Raw genomic sequence first — 17,395 nt, forward strand, 5'->3', positions numbered from 1 at the left:
GCCCGTCGAATATGTGTATGCGTCTGATTAATTTTCTGCATTCTGTGTTTGCCACCATCCACCGAAATACCACCCACAAAAGCCACAAAACAACACAAGCAAGGCTGCGCCATTTAGTTGCCAAGAACGTGGGGTTGTTGCAAGTAATGTTAGGGCTGCTGGCAAGATGTTTGCCAACCACAACGCCACCGCCAAAGCCAACCCATTCCAGCGCAACCTGCGGCCAAGCCAGATGCTGATCAGCACGCTTAGGCCTAAAATAAGCCATTGCACTGGTTCGCGTAATGGCAAAAGGGTTAATGCCATTCCAAGACAGGTTATTGCCAAGGCGATTTGCTGCTTCCCACGTACTACCCATGTTAGCATGCTCAGGCTACCGATCAAGAGCAAACTTGTGGTGATTGCCTCAAATGTTGCTTGTAATAGTATATCAAGCATTGCTGATTGTGCGTTGAGCGGTTGAACGCTGGCCCAAAAGCCAGCTTTGGCGGTCGTCATGTTAACAAGGCTACGAATCAGCAAGATCCATGGCACGAGCAAAATGCCCAATACCACGCTTTCGCGCCGCAAAACCTGCGCTCGATCAGCGACGAAATCTTGAATCCGATGCGGAATTGCCCGGATAAAGGCTTCAAGTGGCAATTGTTGCTCGCGTTTGGTCAGATTCCAAGCGGTTGCTGCTCCTGCACCCAACAAGGCTAGCTCGCCACCATTCAGCACAGCGTTGGCGATGGTTTGGCTAATTGCTAAAATAAAGCGTGGCCCTTCACTGACTTGGGCAAATGTCCAGCGCCCTGCACCTTGAATCAAGTAGCCAATTCCCACCACAATCCCCAACCAAACCCACGGCCAAAGCTCGGTGCGCCGCCGAAAAATGCCAATTAAGCCCAAAATTGGCAAGAGCGTGGCCGGAATGGTACGCAAAGCATTGCGCAGATTGCTCAGAATACTCTCGCCCAGCGTCGTTTGGTCGCGCTCGCGGCGATATTCTGGCGGTGTGTACATCGCAGGCGAGCTGGTAATCACTTGATCGCCTGCCACCGTTACCTCAAAACGCCGATAGGCTTGGCCTATCCATGGCATTTTTGTCTGCCATACAAAGCTGTAATCGCTGCGGTTGGGTTTTTGGCTGGTGCTGGTATTGGTCAATTCATAATCATCAAGATTAATAAATTGACTCGCATGGTTGGTTGCGATTGTTTGGGCCTGTTCAAGCGTGGTTGAAATGGCGCTAGCATTTTCGGGCAAGCTCAAGCGATACGAGAGCAACTGGCCTGCTGGGTCGAGATAGACCAACCAACTATATTCAGGCCGATCCCAATTCGACCAGCGCACGCTCCAAGCGCGAGGCGTACCCTTGGCAATAGCGGCCTCGATTTCTTGTTCATCAAGTTGATCGTAGATGTAAGCCAAATCGAGGTCAACCCAATCGGCAACGGCGGTAACGCTGGGATTCAAACCGCTCAAATCGATCGTGCGGGCTTGGGCGATGGCCTCAGTGCTGGCTACCAGATCTTCGCGCACGCCATTGCGAGCCAAGGTTGGCGCACGATTCAGCCCAATCACCAGCAGAATAATGACCACCACGCCCGATAAACCAGCGAACAAGAGCCAATCACGGCGCCATTTCCAAGTTAATTGGGGCACAACTGCATCGGGCACGAGGGGCGGCAAGGCTGCGCGAATTGTATTGTCGTTTTCAAGCGGAATGCCGCGCAGTTGGCGAATAATTGAAGGCACAAGCAGCCACAATACCAAGGCTGCTGCAGCAATCCCGCTGAGCAAATAGAAGCTATTGGTTTTCCAAAACAGCGGCACATACAACGAGGCATTATAGGTATAGTGGGCCGCAATTGAGGCTAGCACGCCATAACGCAAGCTCAAAAAGCCAAACAAGATGCCAATAATGCTTAATTCGACAACTCGAATATAAAATGGGCGTTGCGGATAGGTCGCATGCAACGATGCCCAAACCACTGCTGTAACGATAATTGCTAACTTGGGGGGGCCAAAATAGCGGGTCAAAACCGTAATCCCGCCTAGGCGAAAGATCAATTCCTCGCCAATTGCAGGTAACAAGCCAAGCGCCATTCCATAGAGTGCGGGAAACGGCGTGGCAATCGTATCATCGTAGAGTGGTGTAACTGGCGACCAAACGTCAAAATAGCGGTTGCCCAAAGCATAAAAGGCCGATACAAAACCCAATTGGAAAATACCGACCAAGCCGCCAATCCAGAGCGCCTTCACCACCGGACGACTAACTAAGCCGCGCCGAGTCAGGGTTTCGCTCAACGAAACTGCGCCTTCGGTCTTTTCCCACACCAGCGCTTCGCCAGCCATGCCCGCCAAAATAATCGTGGTGGCAATAGTCACAAGTTGGCCAATGTAGCCGCCAAGCACGTTGCCCCAATAGACTGGCAAGCTTTGGTTCACGTCGTAATGGGCCAAATCGAGTGGAATACTGTTGAGCATGACCAACACGCCAACCACCGCCACCGCCGCAAATAGGTGCAAGGCCCAGCGCCAGCGCAAACGGCCCCGCCGGGCTTGAATAAACCAGGCTACCCCGATCAAAGCAGTCAGAGCATAGGTCAAGGTCCAGCCCGTATGATTAAGCAGGCCGCCCCGCCGCAGTTGCCAATCTTTCTCCAGATACCAACTTTGGGGCAACCAATAATACTCGCTGAGTTGGCCCAAATCATTACCTGCAATCGTCACGCTGTAACGATATTGCGCTTCAGCATCGGCCAGATCGCGGCGCTGCCAGATAAAGGTATGGTCGGTACGATTAGGCTGTTGGGTGGTGAATTGATCGAGTAAGGTTAATTGATCAAGTGGAATTTGCAACTTATTTTGAGCCAGCAGCAAGGCCTCTGCTTGGCTCAACGTAGCTCCAGCGGCTTCATCAGGACGACTATGATTAATCGCTAGAATTCGTCCGCTTGCTGGCGAAAGGCTAATTGTCCATTGCTCAGGGTCAAGTTCGCGCCAAAAGCGTACATTCCAGCTGCCCAGATTAAGATCTTCCTGTACTCGTTGATTGAGTGTTTCGCGGCCTCGTTCACGAATTAAATACGATTGAGCGTCATTATCCGAGCCAAAGGTAATGGTTTGGGTAAATTGGCTAGGATCGCCGCCTGCCGCCTGCAATGCTTCCGCTGAGCGTTGCAAGGCCGCATCACGATCCACGTTGAAGCGAATCTCGGCCATTGGGGTAGATTCAGCAGCAAATACAATGGCTAAGAAAATTCCAAATATGGCTAAAAGAACAAATCCTAGGGGAATCAGTCGTTTGGTATCAGGCTTGTGCACGCCAGCCCTCCATCGCTGTTAGGTTGTTATTCCTAGTATAAAGCAAAGTCAAAAAGAACATAGAACAGAGAGCATAGAACATAGGGCAAGAGATGAGGGATCAGGATTCAGGGATGAGGCTATAGGCTTTGGGCTATGGGAACAATAATCAAGCTAATCTGTGTCATCTGTGGCAAAAAATAGTTATTCGTGGAATTCGTGGAATTCGTGGCTAAAAAATTAGCCTTCGCGTCCTTCGTATTCTTCGCGGTTTCTTTCCCTTCGTTCGTTTCATCGATTAAACTGATTCCTGAACCTTCGCCCTAACCCCTCGTTGCCAACTTGTCGAAAAAGAGAGATTAGGGTATTGTGTGCAGGCGTGGCCTTCAGATGCCACCCACCAAACCCCCACTTAAAGGAGCAGAAACACTCATGTCAGCAATAATGGACAAAGTTCAAGAAATTATTACTGCGATTATTAACTTATTAAGCTACCCAGGCATTGCGTTGGTGATGTTTGCCGAAAACCTCTTTCCGCCAATTCCTTCAGAATTAGTCATGCCCTTTGCTGGTTTTAATGTTGGTAAAGGCGAAATGAACCTTGTTGCCGTGATGATTGCGGGCACAATTGGCGCAGTTTTAGGCGCACTCGCCCTGTATTATATTGGCATGTGGGCTGATGAAACGATTATTCGGCGTTTTATTCGGCGCTATGGCAAATTCTTTTTCATTAGCGAAGCTGACATCGATAAAACTCTTGCCTTCTTTGAAAAACGCGGCGAAATTGTGGTCTTTACTGGGCGCTTGATCCCCTTGGTTCGCAGTTTGATCTCGATTCCTGCTGGCATGAATCGCATGCCAATGGGCCGCTTTTTGCTCTGGACGACCTTTGGCTCATTAATTTGGAATGGCATTTTGACCTATGCAGGCATCGTGCTTGGCGCCCAATGGGAAAATGTACTGGGCCTTGTCGATCGCTACGAAAAAGTTGCTTTTGCAATTATTGGGGTGTTCGGGATTTGGTTTATTGCAAGTCGGGTTGTCAAAGCTCGGCGCAATCGCGCTGAATCAAAGCGAGTCTAAGCAAAGCCATTCCCCCGACCGATTGCAAATCGATCACGGTACGTATGATTAGCTGCGTACCGTGATTTGCCGTTAACAAGGAGTTTTCATGGCCGTTTTTGTCGAACAAGAAGCCATTTTAGAATTATTGCAAACTTCGCGGGCCGCTAGCCTGGCCGCGCTTCAACATTTGCCAGCAATCGATTTAGCCCAGTTGATTGCGCTTGAGCAACAAGCAACCAAGGATTGTGCTGACCATGCCAAGCAACCAGCGCAGCTTGTGGCAGCAGCAAATAGCTATGATCACTGGCAAGCGCAACGCCAACACTTGGCTGCAACCATCGCCGCAATTCCATGGGCCAGCTATGGCCAGCGCATCCAAACGGCGGCAGGGCCACTTTATTTGGGCGAGTTGGTCAAGCGCTTGATTGCTGCCGAGCATCAGCAATTGAGCCAGTTGCTTCAGGCGAGCCAACACCCGCCAATTATTGCCCAATGGGCCGATTAGGCCTGCTTGCGTTGGTCAAACCAATCAATTGCATACAAATAGCCATGCCAGCCTAGCCCGCTAATTTGGCCTTGAGCAATCGCGGCCACAACCGAATGATGGCGAAACGTTTCGCGAGCGTAGACATTCGATAAATGAACTTCGATGATTGGCACATCCATCAAGGCCAAGCCATCGCGCAAGCTCAAACCATAGTGGGTCAGTGCGCCTGGATTGATAATGATGCCCTGAATGTTGCCATAATGCGCATGCAGCGTATCGACCAACACGCCTTCGTGGTTCGATTGCACGAAACTCAATTCGATGCCTGCGGCGCTGGCGCGTTCGCTCATGGCGCTATGAATATCAGCCAGCGTGGTTGAGCCATAAATTGTTGGCTCGCGTTGGCCAAGCATGTTAAGATTTGGGCCTTGTAGGACTAAAAGATGCATGAATAGTGCTCCTGATTGCCAAATGCGCGGCTATTGTGCGCCGAAGCCAAAGCCTTGTCAATCGCAGCAAGCGAGGATAAACCATGGAATATGGATTAAACGCAACCCAGCGCGCGGCAATGCTGGCGATGTGGCAAAACCTGAGCGAGCAAGAGTTGCCAGAAGAGCGGCTTTCGTTTGCTGGCTTGCAGGCCTTGCCACGCTTGGTCGAGCAAGCCCTGAAGAATGGCGATCAAGCGGGCCTCACCGCCAGCCTGATCAATCCACTGTATTGGCATCAAACGGCGAGTTATGGCCATGGTTTGTTGGCCCGCGAGCGCCGAGTGCCGATTGATCATGCGGCCTATCGTTTGAGTTGGTGGCTTTGGCTGCGGCTCTACAATCTTGCCAACGCCAAGCTTTGGTTTGATCAAGGCCAGCGCTATGCCACACTGGTGCTGTTTAACGCAGAGCATCAAGAGCCAGCCACCTGCCCGCTAAATAGTGAAACAACCGTCGAACTAGCAGCAGTGCTTGAACAGCGTTTGCTGGTGCCAAGTGGCTTTCATTGTCGCCATGGGCTGGTGGTAAGAGCATAGAGCAAACAACATAGAACATAAGGCAACCGAAACCACGAAGGACACGAAGAGCGCGAAGAACACGGAAGTGGCTATTGGCATTTGGCTATCGGGATTTCTGAGCTGCCACATCATGTTCCGATCGCCCATAGCCTTAGCCACGTTGACTTTATGTTCTATGCTCTCTGTTCTATGTTCTTATTTCGCCCTTTATCCTTCATAATTCATCCTTTCCTATGTTCTTCTTTTTGCTTTCTGCCTTCTGCCTTATGATTTGGCCTTCATCCCTCATCCTTCATAATTCTGACTTTTGATTTCTGATTTCTGCCTTCAGACTTTAGTCCTTTGACTTCTGACTTTTGATTATGGTACAATCGGGCCACAGGCGTTGACGGAGCCGAGTAGTTGGGCCAAATCCTGAACCAGCGAGCGTGCAACTGGTGTGAGGCACGTATCAGCAAGCCCAACCAAAATCTCTCCTGAGCCGAACGCTGAACCCATTGGCAGTAAGCGAACCGGGTATCCCCCGTTATCGGGATGACGTTGTGATGGCAACGGCTTAAAGTGGGTAGCTCGTGCAAACGACTATCAAGCAGGGTGGTACCGCGAGGTCTTTTCGATAACCTCGTCCCAGCAGTGTGGGGCGGGGCTTTGTGTTTTTTAGTCAACGAGGAGTCAACCATGGCGTTTGCAGCAGTTGATCCCAAGGTGTCGTTTCCGACGCTCGAGGATGAGATCGCCGCTTGGTGGGAGGCCCATGGCATCGTCAAAAAGACGTTAGCCCATGGCGATGCTTCACGTCCGTTTGTCTTTTTTGAAGGGCCGCCAACTGCCAACGGTCGGCCTGGGATTCACCACGTTGAGGCTCGTTCGTCGAAAGATATTATGGTGCGCTTCAACCGCATGCTTGGCAAAAAGGTCATCGGCGCACGCGGTGGCTGGGATACCCACGGCCTGCCGGTTGAACTCGAAGTTGAAAAGAAACTGGGCTTCGCGGGCAAACCAGACATCGAAAAATATGGCATCACTGAATTTAACGCTGCCTGCCGCCAATCAGTTTGGGATTATATCCAAGAATGGGAAAAGCTGACCCAGCGGATCGCCTTTTGGATCGATCTCGAAGATCCTTACATCACCTACGATAACAAATATATCGAGTCGTTGTGGTGGATCTTTAAGCAATTGAATGAGCGCGAATTGCTGTATCGTGATTATAAAGTGACGATGCACTGCCCACGCTGTGGCACGTCGCTCTCTGATCACGAAGTGGCCCAAGGCTACCAAGATAACACTGATGATCCATCGGTCTGGATTCGCTTTAAGCACACGCCAAGCAACCATGCCTTGGATGCCCAAGTGGCCGATGCAGCCTTCTTGGCTTGGACGACCACGCCGTGGACCTTGCCAGCCAACGCTGGTTTAGCAGTCAACCCTGAGGCAACCTATGTGCTTGCTGAGCAAGAAGGCCAACGCTATATCTTGGCCGAAGCCTTGGTTGGCGCAGTGTTGGGCGAGGGTGCAACCACCGTTGCGAGCTTTACTGGCGCCGATTTGCAAGGCTTGCGCTATACGCCGCTCTTCGCTGGCGTTGGTGATAATGGTGCAGCGATCGATTTGAGCAGCGCCTATCGCGTTGTTGCCGATGAATTCGTTTCGTTGGAAGACGGCACGGGGATTGTGCACATCGCGCCAGCCTATGGCGACTTGGAAATTGGCCGCAAGTATGGCTTGCCAACCTTATTCTCGGTCGATTTGGCAGGCAAAGTGTTGAGCAGCTTTGAAAGCCTTGGTTTTGCAGGCTTGTTCTTCAAAGAGGCCGATCCCAAAATCACCCGTTATTTAAAAGAACAAGGCAGTTTGTTCAAATCAGGCCGCGTGCTGCACACCTATCCATTCTGTTGGCGCTGTAAAACGCCATTGCTGTTCTATGCTAAGCAATCATGGTACATCCGCACAACGGCCTTGAAGCAACAATTGATCGATAATAACAAAAAGATCAATTGGGTGCCTGAGCACATCCAAACAGGTCGTTTTGGCAATTGGCTCGAAAATAACATCGACTGGGCGATCAGCCGCGAGCGCTATTGGGGCACGCCGCTGCCAGTTTGGGCCTGCGATAACTGTCAGCATGTTGATGTCGTTGGCTCGTTGGCGGAGCTTGGCGAACGTTGGGGCCAAGATACGGCTGATCTTGATTTGCACCGCCCATTTGTTGATGCGCCAACGTGGTCGTGTCATTCCTGTGAAACTGGCACAATGCAGCGCATTCCCGATGTGGCCGATTGCTGGTTTGATTCAGGCGCAATGCCCGTCGCACAATGGCATTATCCATTTGAAAATCAAGAGCTGTTTGAAGTTGCCGGTCAAGCAGATTACATCTCGGAAGCAATCGACCAAACCCGTGGTTGGTTCTACACCTTGCACGCGGTTTCGACCTTGCTCTTCGATCGCCCAGCCTACAAGAATGTGATCTGTTTGGGTCACTTGTTGGATGGCAAAGGCGATAAGATGTCCAAATCCAAGGGCAACATCGTTTCGCCATGGGAAGTGGTCGAGAAGTATGGCGCTGATGCGGTGCGCTGGTATATGTTTGCCGCAGGCCAGCCCTACAACCCGCGCCGTTTCTCAGCCGATTTGGTCAGCGAATCGTTGCGCCAATTCTTGTTGACCTTGTGGAACACCTATAGCTTTTTCACAACCTATGCCAATGTCGATGGCTGGACACCTGAGGTTGCCCAAGGCGATTTGGCGGCGATCGATCGCTGGGCCTTGGCGCGGCTCAATGGTTTGGTGCGCGATGTGCGCAACGATCTGACCAATTACGACATGAACACGCCAGCCAAGCGGCTCGAACAGTTCGTTGATGAGCTTTCGAACTGGTATGTGCGGCGTAATCGCCGGCGCTTCTGGGGCAGCGAGATGAATGGCGATAAGCAAGCTGCCTATTCAACCTTGTACACATGTTTGGTAACGATCAGCAAACTGATGGCTCCATTCACGCCATTCGTGGCCGAATCGTTGTATCAAAACTTGGTGCGCAGCTACGACCAAAACGCCGCCGAGAGTGTGCACATGGCCTTGTTCCCAGAAGCCGATTTGAGCTTGATCGATGATGAATTGATCCGCAAAACCGACTTGTTGCTCAAAGCCGTCAGTTTGGGGCGTGCTGCCCGCAAGAATGCTGGCCTACGGGTGCGCCAACCGCTGAGCGAGGTGCTGGTGCGCTTGCCTCGTGGTGAGCAACTTGACGAATTGAGCGCCGAACTCAGCGACGAACTCAACATCAAGTCGGTGCGCTGGCTGGGTGTTGGCGATGGCTTGGTCAGTTATCGCTTCAAACCCAATTTACGTTCAGTCGGCAAGAAGTTTGGCAAGCTCGTGCCAGCTTTGCGCGAGGTTTTAGCAGGTCTTAGCAGCGAGCAAGCAGCAGATGCAGCGCATAAAGTTGAAACTGGCGCCAGCTTCGAGGTCGAGGTCGAAGGCCAAACCCTCACCTTGGCTGCCGACGATGTGTTGATGGAAGCTTCATCGCCAGAAGGCTACGCTGTGGCTGAAGGCGAAGGCTTGTTGGTTGCTTTGGTCACAACTTTGACCGATGAATTGCTTCGTGAAGGGATCGCCCGCGAAATCGTGCGCAATCTCAACGATGCCCGTAAGGCCGCCGATCTGGCGATCACCGATAAGATCAACGCCACTTTAGGCAGCGAAGTGGATTTGGCCGCAGTTGTGGCTGAATATGCCGATTACATCAAGGCCGAAACCTTGTGCGAAAGCTTGAGCGTTGGCGATCCGAGCGCCAACCAACACACCAGCACAATGGAGTTGGAACAAGGCAAACTGAGCCTTGGTATCAGCAAAGTCGCCTAATCGAAGTTCAATGCGGCGTATGCAGCAATAGCATGCGCCGCATTGAGCATTAATTATTTAAGGAAAATTATGCTCTTGCACATTATTTCCCCCACAGAATGGCAACAGGCCGTGGCTGCTGGCGAATATCGCCCAGCCTCGTTGGCCGACGAAGGTTTTATCCATTGTTCAACGCTTGAGCAAGTGTTAACTCCAGCCAATTCGTTTTATCGCGGCCAAGCTGGATTACAATTGTTATGCATCGATCCTGCCTTGCTCCAAGCTAAATTGGTCTATGAAGATTGCTACGAAACTGGCATGCAATTTCCGCATATTTATGGCCCGCTCAACCTCGATGCTATCGTGAAAATCGTCGATTTTCCAGTCACGCCCGATGGCACGTTTGATCAGCCGCGGTTGGATTAATCAGGGATCGTGGGTCAGGTATCGGGGATCGCTGAAAAGCCGAGGATTAGGCTTCAACGCAAAGGCGCAGAGAAGCCATGGCTGATGGCTATTGGCTTTGGGCTATCGGAACATTGTTCGTGGAATTCGTGCAATCTGTGGCTAAAATGCCCTTCGTGGACTTCGCGTCCTTCGCGGTTCCCATGCTTCGTGGCCCTTCGTGTCCTTCGTGGATCAAATCCCGCTACAATAACCTAAGCACTCTGCTAGTGAAGGAATACCTATGAAGAAGCTTTTGAGCGGCATGCTTTTAGCGGGAATCATCGTTGGCTGTGGTGGCCAAGCAACGCCGACCAGCGTTCCTGTGACGGCAACTAGCCAAGCCTCGCCTACAACGCAAGCCCTGAATCCAACCGCAACGAGCGAATCTACTCCCAGTGTTGTTGCCAACCAAATCACGCCAACCCCATTGCCAAGCAAACCAACTGCGCCGATCTTTACTGCCGACGATGAGCGTTGGGCTGGCCGTTCAATTTATTTTATTATGACCGATCGCTTTGCCAATGGCGACCCAAGCAACGACAACGCCGATGGTTTTGCTGCTGATCGTAATGATCCACGGCGTTGGCATGGCGGCGATTTTCGCGGCATTATCCAACGCCTCGATTACATCAAAGGTATGGGCTTTGGCGGCATTTGGATCACGCCAGTCAGCAAGCAAAATTCGACCAATGCCTACCATGGCTACTGGCAGTACGACCCCTATCAAATCGATCCCCATTTTGGCACGCTGGAAGAATTGCGTGAGCTGGTGAGCGAAGCTCACAAACGCGATCTGTTGGTGATGCTCGACGTGGTGCCAAATCATATGGGCGATTTCTTGCCAGGCTCAAACGCTGCGCCGCCGTTCGATGACCCAACGTGGTATCACAACAAGGGCAACATTCAAAATTATGGTAATCAACAAGAGGTTGAAGATGGCGATTTGCTGGGGCTTGATGATTTAGATCAGGATAATCCCACAACTCGAGCTGAATTGCTCAAATGGATTGCTTGGCTCAAAACCGAAACTGGGCTTGATGGTATGCGGGTTGATACGGCCAAACATCTGCCCAAAGATTTTCTGCGCGAGTTCGATCAAGCGGCGAACACTTTTTCATTGGCTGAAGTGTTTAGCAGCGATGCTGGCTATGTTGCGCCCTATACCCAATACAACGATGCAATTTTGGATTATCCATTGCACAGCGCCTTCAAAGAAAGTTTGGTTGGTGGGCGTACTCTGCTGGTGATTCAGCGGGTGCTCGAAAATGCCGACGCGAGCTATCGCAATGTGCATGTCAACGGCACATTTTTGGATAATCACGATAACGAACGCTTCTTATGCGTGGCAACAGGCGGCCCTGACGACCAAAAAACTACCCAATTACAACAGGCTTTGGCGGTGCTTTATAGTTTGCGCGGCATTCCAATCGTCTATTATGGCACTGAGCAAGAGCTGAGCGGCTGCAAAGATCCTTTCAATCGCGAAGATGCCTTTGAATTGGATTCAACCGCTGCGCCGTTGTATCAATGGATTAGCCAGCTCAACCAGCTGCGCCAAGCCCACCCAGCCTTGCAACGAGGCAGCCTCGAAAGCCGTTCTACGGCTGATGATGGCTGGGCCTTCCAACGCACTGCTGGCAACGATACCGTGGTAGTGTGTATTAACAACACCTGGAAACCGCTGGAAGTGGCGGTAACTGGCCTGACAGAGATTGCCGATGGCGAGGTCTTGACCGATGCGCTTGGCGGCGGCCAAATGAGCGTCAAGGGTGGTGCAATGAATTGTGCCTTGCAACCAAAGCAAGTTATGATTTATACCCGTTAAATTGAAACCATAACGCCAAGAAGAGCCAAGCTAGCTTGGCTCTTTTGATCTAGAGAACACTATCGAAGTTTTCGCTCCTAATTCCTAGGATTCAAAATAGACAAAATCGAAGAAGAAGCGTGAGCTAGTTGATAATGGATTGTGGGCTGCCATCGTGCGGAATTCATACTTGCCTGGGCCTGGCCCCCAGTAGAATTCAACCGTACAATCTCGCTCAAGCGTTGGCGAATAGGCATCAATAATGCCCAATAATTGGCCTTCGTAGAACACGCTAACTTTGCCTGCATCAGGCCGCATTACATAGCCCATTGCGAATTTATAGGGAGACGTAACAGCCGTATATGAAACCGTGTAGCCGCCGCCCATCGAGACATGCTGCGTGCCGTTATATGCATTAGCGAGTGGATGCCCAGATTCGGCTTTCCAAACCCCAGTATACTTAACTGCTGGGTTGGTATCATCAATCATATAGTCGGTATTGCCAAGCCAAAGCGATGGCGAATCACATTGAATATCCATCAATGGAACATCATTGGTTGCAGCTTTGGTGGTTGCTGGGGCAATCAAGCTTGGTGCGATGATGGTGGCTGCCAGCAGCAATGAAGTGAATATTTTACGCATCAAAAAAGCCTTCCTACACACTACTAGGTTCTCTAGACAGATAGGTACTTTAGGCGAGATTGCTGCATATTTCAAGCCCTAAATGATGAGAATTTGCTGATAAATATCGTTAATTACTTAACATAATTATTTTTCGATTTATAGCGACTCAATTTCGCCACGCAAACGGGCAAGGGCTTGCTCAACGCTGGCTAATTCGTTGCGTGCTTGTTGCAGCTGCTCATTTTGATATTTAACAAAACGTGTGTATGGTGCAACTGTTTCAGTCACGCGCTCGATTGATTGATCGATTTCTGCGTAAACTTGTTTGCTCAACGAACGCACAATTTTATCGCGTAGCTCGCTGACTTTTTTGTGAAACTCGCGCTTGGCTTGGGCACGTTTGGCCGGAATCAAATAGGCGCCGCCTGCAACTGCCAATACACTGAGGCTGATGCCAGTAAAATCGAGCAACGCGCCATGAGCCAAAATCACAAACAAGGCCCCAAAACCAACCGCACCAACCCCAGTTAAAGCTGTCGTGGCAATCGTGCCTTGCAAATCCATGGCCAATTGTTTGGCTTCTGCATCGCGATTGTAGCTTTGGACAATTTGGTTGGTGCTCCGACCAACTGAATCGATCAGCGATTGGCGGTTGTAGTTGAAATTTTGGCCAACATTGCCAACCATCTCGCTATTGTGGCGCGAAAGTTGGCGTCGATCGATATAGGCGTTCACATCTTGCCAAAGCTTAAGATTGCGTTCAATCAGCCAGTCGATAATTTGCTGGGTAATGCGATCGGTATCAGCGTCGAGGTCACCGACTACTTGGTCGCGAAAGCGTTGTTCAAGCAGATCTTTTTTGAGCAAATCGCGGGCACGACCTAAACGAATTTGCTCATCGAAAAAGGTATGGCCGCGCTGCTCAAATTCGTGAATCAAATTTTCGAGCTGGGCAATCCGCGGCGTGAAATCACGCTGCATATCAGCTTTATAGACCTGAATTTGGCCCTCGATATTGTTGATTGCCTTAATATCATCGCTCAAGGTTTGTAAGCGCTCATCGGACGCAGTGCGATAGGTGGTGGCTAGTTTTTGGCCAACGCCCAAAGGATTGAGCAATTTGAGCCGCACTCGTTCGCCTTCATCAAGCGTGCGCAGCAAATATTCTTCCATGGCGTTGAAGCCACTTTCGGCCCACAATTTAGGGTCGTCGTTTTCGCGGGCGCGCAAGGCAGAGCGGGCCGAAACTGCAAAAATCATCGGCGTGCTGCCAAGCAAGGTAGTGGCATTGCTGCGCACAAATTCAAGTACCTCGTTGCGGCCTTTTTCATCGAGAATATCAATTTTATTGACGACCAAGATGATTTTCTTGCCCCATTCGCGAATATGCTCAAGGAAGGTGCGTTCGCTCTCGGTAAATGGCCGATCTGCCGAGGTAATAAACAACACCAAATCCGAGCGTGGCACAAAGCGCTTGGTCAGCTCCTCGTGGCGGCGAATAATTGCATTGGTGCCTGGAGTGTCAACGATATTCAAGTCGCCAAGCAAGGGCGCAGGATGGGTGCGCAACAGCAGAAAATCTTCGAGTAATTGCGAATCGGGCTGCTCGCCAAAGCGCAAAATATTGATCCGGTCGGTGGTTGGGGTTACACCTTCAGGCAAAACCCGATCGCCGAGTAGGGCATTGATAAAGCTCGATTTGCCAGCATTGAACTCGCCAGCGACCACGAGTAAAAAGAGTTCAGCCAATTGCTCGGTGGCTTCACGCAAGCGCGCAGCATCAGCGGCGGTCACATCGGCCCCAAATTGCTCCAAAGCGTTATGCAAACGATCAAATAAGCTTTGCTCGGTAGCCCGAAGCTCTGCTTCACGTTCGCCAAGAATTGATTGAGCACCAACATGGGCCATGGCTGTGTCCTTATCTCTATGAGCAGCGTGCTACTCAATCTGACTCTGATTGTTCGCCTAAAGTTGCAATCCTCTTGTTGATTAATCACAACTCGTGCCATAAAAATCTGCATACCCCTAGCGCCATCATTTCAAGCGCAGGTCTGAAATTAAGTTTCTGCTTCGAGCCAACGATCTCATAGTTCATGGGTGGATGGATACCTTTCCCTGATTGCCATTGAGAGGGTGCAGGGGGATTAAAGCCCCCTGCGTTTCCCGCCTTGAGGCGGGACGGAAGGGTGGTGATCACAAATTCATGCTGATGGACAATGATTAGTCCTCAAAGCTAGCCCTCGCTCTCGCAAACGAGGCGATGGGAAACCGTAGTACGACTGGTGTCAGTGATTAATCCAAGCTCAATTTATAGCCAAAACCGCGCACGGTAAGCACAAAACGGGGCGCAGATGGATCGATCTCGATTCGTTGGCGCAAGCGATAGATCAAAGCATCGATGGCGTTATAATCGTAGACCTCATAATCCCACACGCCACTGGCAATTTGCTCTTTGCTAACAACTTCGCCGCGGCGATTGTAGAGCAACTCCAGCAATTGAAACTCCTTGGCGGTGAGCTGTGGATCAAGCCGTTTGCCACGAACATAGACTTCCTTGGCAGCGCTATCAACGTGCAATTCAGCCTGATCTTGGCTCGCAATTCGATGCATGACGACTGGGGGCGGCGTGCCCTTCATGGTTGCTTCAGGATCGCGAAAAATGATCACCGTATCGGCGACCCACACTTCGTCGTTATTGCGTAATGGCGCGAGGCCGTTGACCTTTACGCCATTTAAATAGGTTCCGTTGGTGCTATCGAGATCGCGAATATAACAGCCGGCTTCATCGCGTTCTAAGCGGGCGTGACGGCGCGAGGCTAAACGATGATCGATGACAATATCGTTGGCTACATCGCGCCCAATGGTGAGAATTGTTTGTTCCCACGGCATGAGCCGAGGTGGGACATCTTGGTTTTTAATTGTCAGCGATGGCACTGGCTGATCGTTCATAAAAAATTCCTCCTCAAACACACGATGCATGGAGAGGCGTGGTATGGTATGCTAGAGTCTTAGTCAGAGACAAAGCAAAAGGGCTATGATAGAATGTGACGCGATTCTAACATAGGGCTTCTGAATGCGCTAGAGGCGCAAGGAGCGGGCGTTTGACTTCTTGGAATGGTCGCCAATTTGGCAAGTATATTTTACACAACGAAGTTGGGCGAGGTGGCATGGCCCGGGTTTTTCGGGCAACCGATACCACCTTGCAACGCACAGTTGCGTTAAAAATTCTTGCGCCCCAGCTTGCGAGTGATCCCGAATCAAGCCAGCGCTTTGAGCGCGAGGCGATTACGGCGGGCAACCTGCATCATCCCAATATCGTCACCATTTTCGATGTTGGCGAGGCTGAAGGCTTGCCCTACATCGCCATGGAATATATTGCTGGTCGTTCGCTGCAAGCGGTGATCGATGAACAAGGTGCGATGGGCCTTGGCTATGCCGTAGCATTGTTGATGCCAGTGGCCGAGGCGCTGGATTATGCCCATTCGCAACAGGCAGTTCATCGCGATGTCAAACCCCACAATATTTTGCTTAATGCAGATGGTCGGGTTTTGTTGACCGACTTCGGCATTGCTCAAGCTCCTGTTGTCAATGAAAAGCGTCTAACCCGCGCCGGAATGTTTATGGGCACGCCAGAATATATCGCGCCCGAACAAGCTTCGGCGCAGTTGGTTGATGGCCGCTCCGATTTATACTCCTTAGGGATTGTGGCGTTTGAAGTGATCACTGGCCAAGTTCCCTTTACTGGAACGGTTCCAGAGTTGCTGGTTGCTCACACCTATACGCCGCCGCCAGCCATCACGAGCCTTGTGCCTGGTTTGCCAACAGCTTTTGATAAAGTTTTTGAACGAGCGTTGGCCAAACAACCAAGCGAGCGTCCACCCTCGGCAGTCGCGTTTATCGATGCCTTGCGCACGCTCTCCAGCAGGGTTGGAATTACGATTCCAAGCAAGGACGAATTAAAGGGCTTGGCGGTTCCAGCTGGCTCGTCGGCTGGCAAAGCAACGGTGGCGATCAATGCGCTGCCTGCGTTGCAACGCCAAAGCGACCCCAGCGCTCAAACCGATGTTGGGGCGATTCAGCCGCAAGCGCGTCCGGCTACACCCGTGCCGCAACCAGTGCCACGCCCAAGTAATCCTAACCCAACTGCCCGAGTTGCGCCGAGCGCGCAAGAGCCGCAAGCTAAGCCGCAAGCTGCATCATCCCAGCCACGGCCACGCCAAGCAGCGCCAAGCAATAGTAACGCTGCTCGGCCTCGCATGCGCACGCGGCCAGTCTTGCGCACGGCCACAACCAGCGATCCTTTAAAAGTAATTTATCCGGTGGCGATCATTATAACCCTTGCTGTTTTGGGCATCGTTTTTTGGCAACGCATGGGCCAAGGTACGCGTGGCTTGGTTTCGTTGCCAACTGCAACCCAAACCAGCAGCTTATCAGGGCCGTTTGTGCCCGAATCGACGCGGATTCCGACCGCGATTCCCACTAACACGCCTGAGCCAACCCCAACCGATGTGCCAACTGAGGAGCCAAGCGTCACGCCTGAGCCAAGCGCAACCGTGCCTAGCCCAATCCCAACTAGAACGCGGATTCCAACGCGAACAGTGCCGCCAACGCGAACTACAGCGCCACCCACGGTTGTACCATCGGCTACGCTAGTTGTGCCAACTGATGTGCCTGCTACGCCAACTGATGTGCCACCCCCAACCCCAACTAATGGCCCAACCGAGCAGCCAACCCAAGACTTGCCAACCGTGACCAATACCGGAGTTGAGCCGACGGTCGTGTATCCTTTGCCACGGCCTGAGCCGTCGCCAATTTCCTGAGGTTG

General features: G+C 51.4%; 12 protein-coding genes. 7 read left to right on the forward strand and 5 right to left on the reverse strand.

The window, feature by feature from the left end; genetic code table 11:
• Positions 1–27 precede the first annotated feature (27 nt).
• Positions 28–3,312, reverse strand: coding sequence for a CPBP family intramembrane glutamic endopeptidase (locus SE18_RS05985; protein WP_054533522.1), 3,285 nt, complete (start codon positions 3,310–3,312; stop codon positions 28–30).
• Between the two features lie 411 nt (positions 3,313–3,723).
• Here SE18_RS05985 and SE18_RS05990 point away from each other — a divergent pair, with 411 nt between their 5' ends.
• A complete protein-coding gene (locus SE18_RS05990; RefSeq protein ID WP_054533523.1) occupies positions 3,724–4,374 on the forward strand; it encodes a DedA family protein in 651 nt (216 codons plus the stop codon).
• Positions 4,375–4,462: 88 nt separating this feature from the next.
• Entirely contained in the window at positions 4,463–4,861 is a 399-nt protein-coding gene (locus SE18_RS05995; RefSeq protein ID WP_054533524.1) for a hypothetical protein, read from the forward strand.
• Here the strand turns inward: SE18_RS05995 and aroQ are convergent.
• Positions 4,858–5,292, reverse strand: a complete 435-nt coding sequence (gene aroQ, locus SE18_RS06000) for a type II 3-dehydroquinate dehydratase (protein WP_054533525.1) — start codon at positions 5,290–5,292, stop codon at positions 4,858–4,860. The two genes, SE18_RS05995 and aroQ, sit on opposite strands and share 4 nt — an antisense overlap.
• An 83-nt stretch (positions 5,293–5,375) precedes the next feature.
• On the opposite strand from aroQ, the gene SE18_RS06005 reads away from it, so the two are divergent.
• The 4 genes from SE18_RS06005 to SE18_RS06025 all read left to right on the forward strand — a co-directional run bounded on the left by SE18_RS06005 (position 5,376) and on the right by SE18_RS06025 (position 11,967).
• Positions 5,376–5,870 (forward strand): hypothetical protein, encoded by a 495-nt coding sequence (locus SE18_RS06005; protein ID WP_054533526.1) that lies wholly within the window; start codon positions 5,376–5,378, stop codon positions 5,868–5,870.
• 660 nt (positions 5,871–6,530) lie between these two features.
• A complete protein-coding gene (gene ileS / locus SE18_RS06010; protein ID WP_054533527.1) occupies positions 6,531–9,716 on the forward strand; it encodes an isoleucine--tRNA ligase in 3,186 nt (1,061 codons plus the stop codon).
• A gap of 69 nt (positions 9,717–9,785) precedes the next feature.
• Positions 9,786–10,121 carry a DUF952 domain-containing protein gene (locus tag SE18_RS06015; protein ID WP_054533528.1) on the forward strand — a complete coding sequence of 112 codons (336 nt, stop codon included), beginning with the start codon at positions 9,786–9,788 and terminating at the stop codon, positions 10,119–10,121.
• Between the two features lie 262 nt (positions 10,122–10,383).
• A complete protein-coding gene (locus SE18_RS06025) occupies positions 10,384–11,967 on the forward strand; it encodes an alpha-amylase family glycosyl hydrolase (RefSeq protein WP_054533530.1) in 1,584 nt (527 codons plus the stop codon).
• 84 nt (positions 11,968–12,051) lie between these two features.
• On the opposite strand, the gene SE18_RS06030 is transcribed toward SE18_RS06025, so the two are convergent.
• The 3 genes from SE18_RS06030 to SE18_RS06040 form a co-directional block, all read right to left on the reverse strand.
• Positions 12,052–12,588, reverse strand: a complete 537-nt coding sequence (locus SE18_RS06030) for a hypothetical protein (protein WP_054533531.1) — start codon at positions 12,586–12,588, stop codon at positions 12,052–12,054.
• Between the two features lie 138 nt (positions 12,589–12,726).
• A complete protein-coding gene (locus SE18_RS06035; RefSeq protein WP_054533532.1) occupies positions 12,727–14,478 on the reverse strand; it encodes a dynamin family protein in 1,752 nt (583 codons plus the stop codon).
• A 384-nt stretch (positions 14,479–14,862) separates the two neighbouring features.
• Positions 14,863–15,519 carry a winged helix-turn-helix domain-containing protein gene (locus SE18_RS06040; RefSeq protein ID WP_054533533.1) on the reverse strand — a complete coding sequence of 219 codons (657 nt, stop codon included), beginning with the start codon at positions 15,517–15,519 and terminating at the stop codon, positions 14,863–14,865.
• 152 nt (positions 15,520–15,671) lie between these two features.
• Here SE18_RS06040 and SE18_RS06045 point away from each other — a divergent pair, with 152 nt between their 5' ends.
• Complete coding sequence (locus SE18_RS06045) at positions 15,672–17,390, forward strand: serine/threonine-protein kinase (protein ID WP_054533534.1); 1,719 nt, start codon at positions 15,672–15,674, stop codon at positions 17,388–17,390.
• The last annotated feature ends 5 nt before the right edge of the window (positions 17,391–17,395 follow it).

The sequence above is a fragment of the Herpetosiphon geysericola genome (genome assembly GCF_001306135.1).
Classification (GTDB): domain Bacteria; phylum Chloroflexota; class Chloroflexia; order Chloroflexales; family Herpetosiphonaceae; genus Herpetosiphon; species Herpetosiphon geysericola.

Coding starts and splice junctions, on each gene's coding strand:
- SE18_RS05990 (WP_054533523.1), top strand. CDS start 3,724: ATGTCAGCAATAATGGACAAAGTTCAAGAAATTATTACTGCGATTATT.
- SE18_RS05995 (WP_054533524.1), top strand. CDS start 4,463: ATGGCCGTTTTTGTCGAACAAGAAGCCATTTTAGAATTATTGCAAACT.
- aroQ (WP_054533525.1), bottom strand. CDS start 5,292: ATGCATCTTTTAGTCCTACAAGGCCCAAATCTTAACATGCTTGGCCAA.
- SE18_RS06005 (WP_054533526.1), top strand. CDS start 5,376: ATGGAATATGGATTAAACGCAACCCAGCGCGCGGCAATGCTGGCGATG.
- ileS (WP_054533527.1), top strand. CDS start 6,531: ATGGCGTTTGCAGCAGTTGATCCCAAGGTGTCGTTTCCGACGCTCGAG.
- SE18_RS06015 (WP_054533528.1), top strand. CDS start 9,786: ATGCTCTTGCACATTATTTCCCCCACAGAATGGCAACAGGCCGTGGCT.
- SE18_RS06025 (WP_054533530.1), top strand. CDS start 10,384: ATGAAGAAGCTTTTGAGCGGCATGCTTTTAGCGGGAATCATCGTTGGC.
- SE18_RS06030 (WP_054533531.1), bottom strand. CDS start 12,588: ATGCGTAAAATATTCACTTCATTGCTGCTGGCAGCCACCATCATCGCA.
- SE18_RS06035 (WP_054533532.1), bottom strand. CDS start 14,478: ATGGCCCATGTTGGTGCTCAATCAATTCTTGGCGAACGTGAAGCAGAG.
- SE18_RS06040 (WP_054533533.1), bottom strand. CDS start 15,519: ATGAACGATCAGCCAGTGCCATCGCTGACAATTAAAAACCAAGATGTC.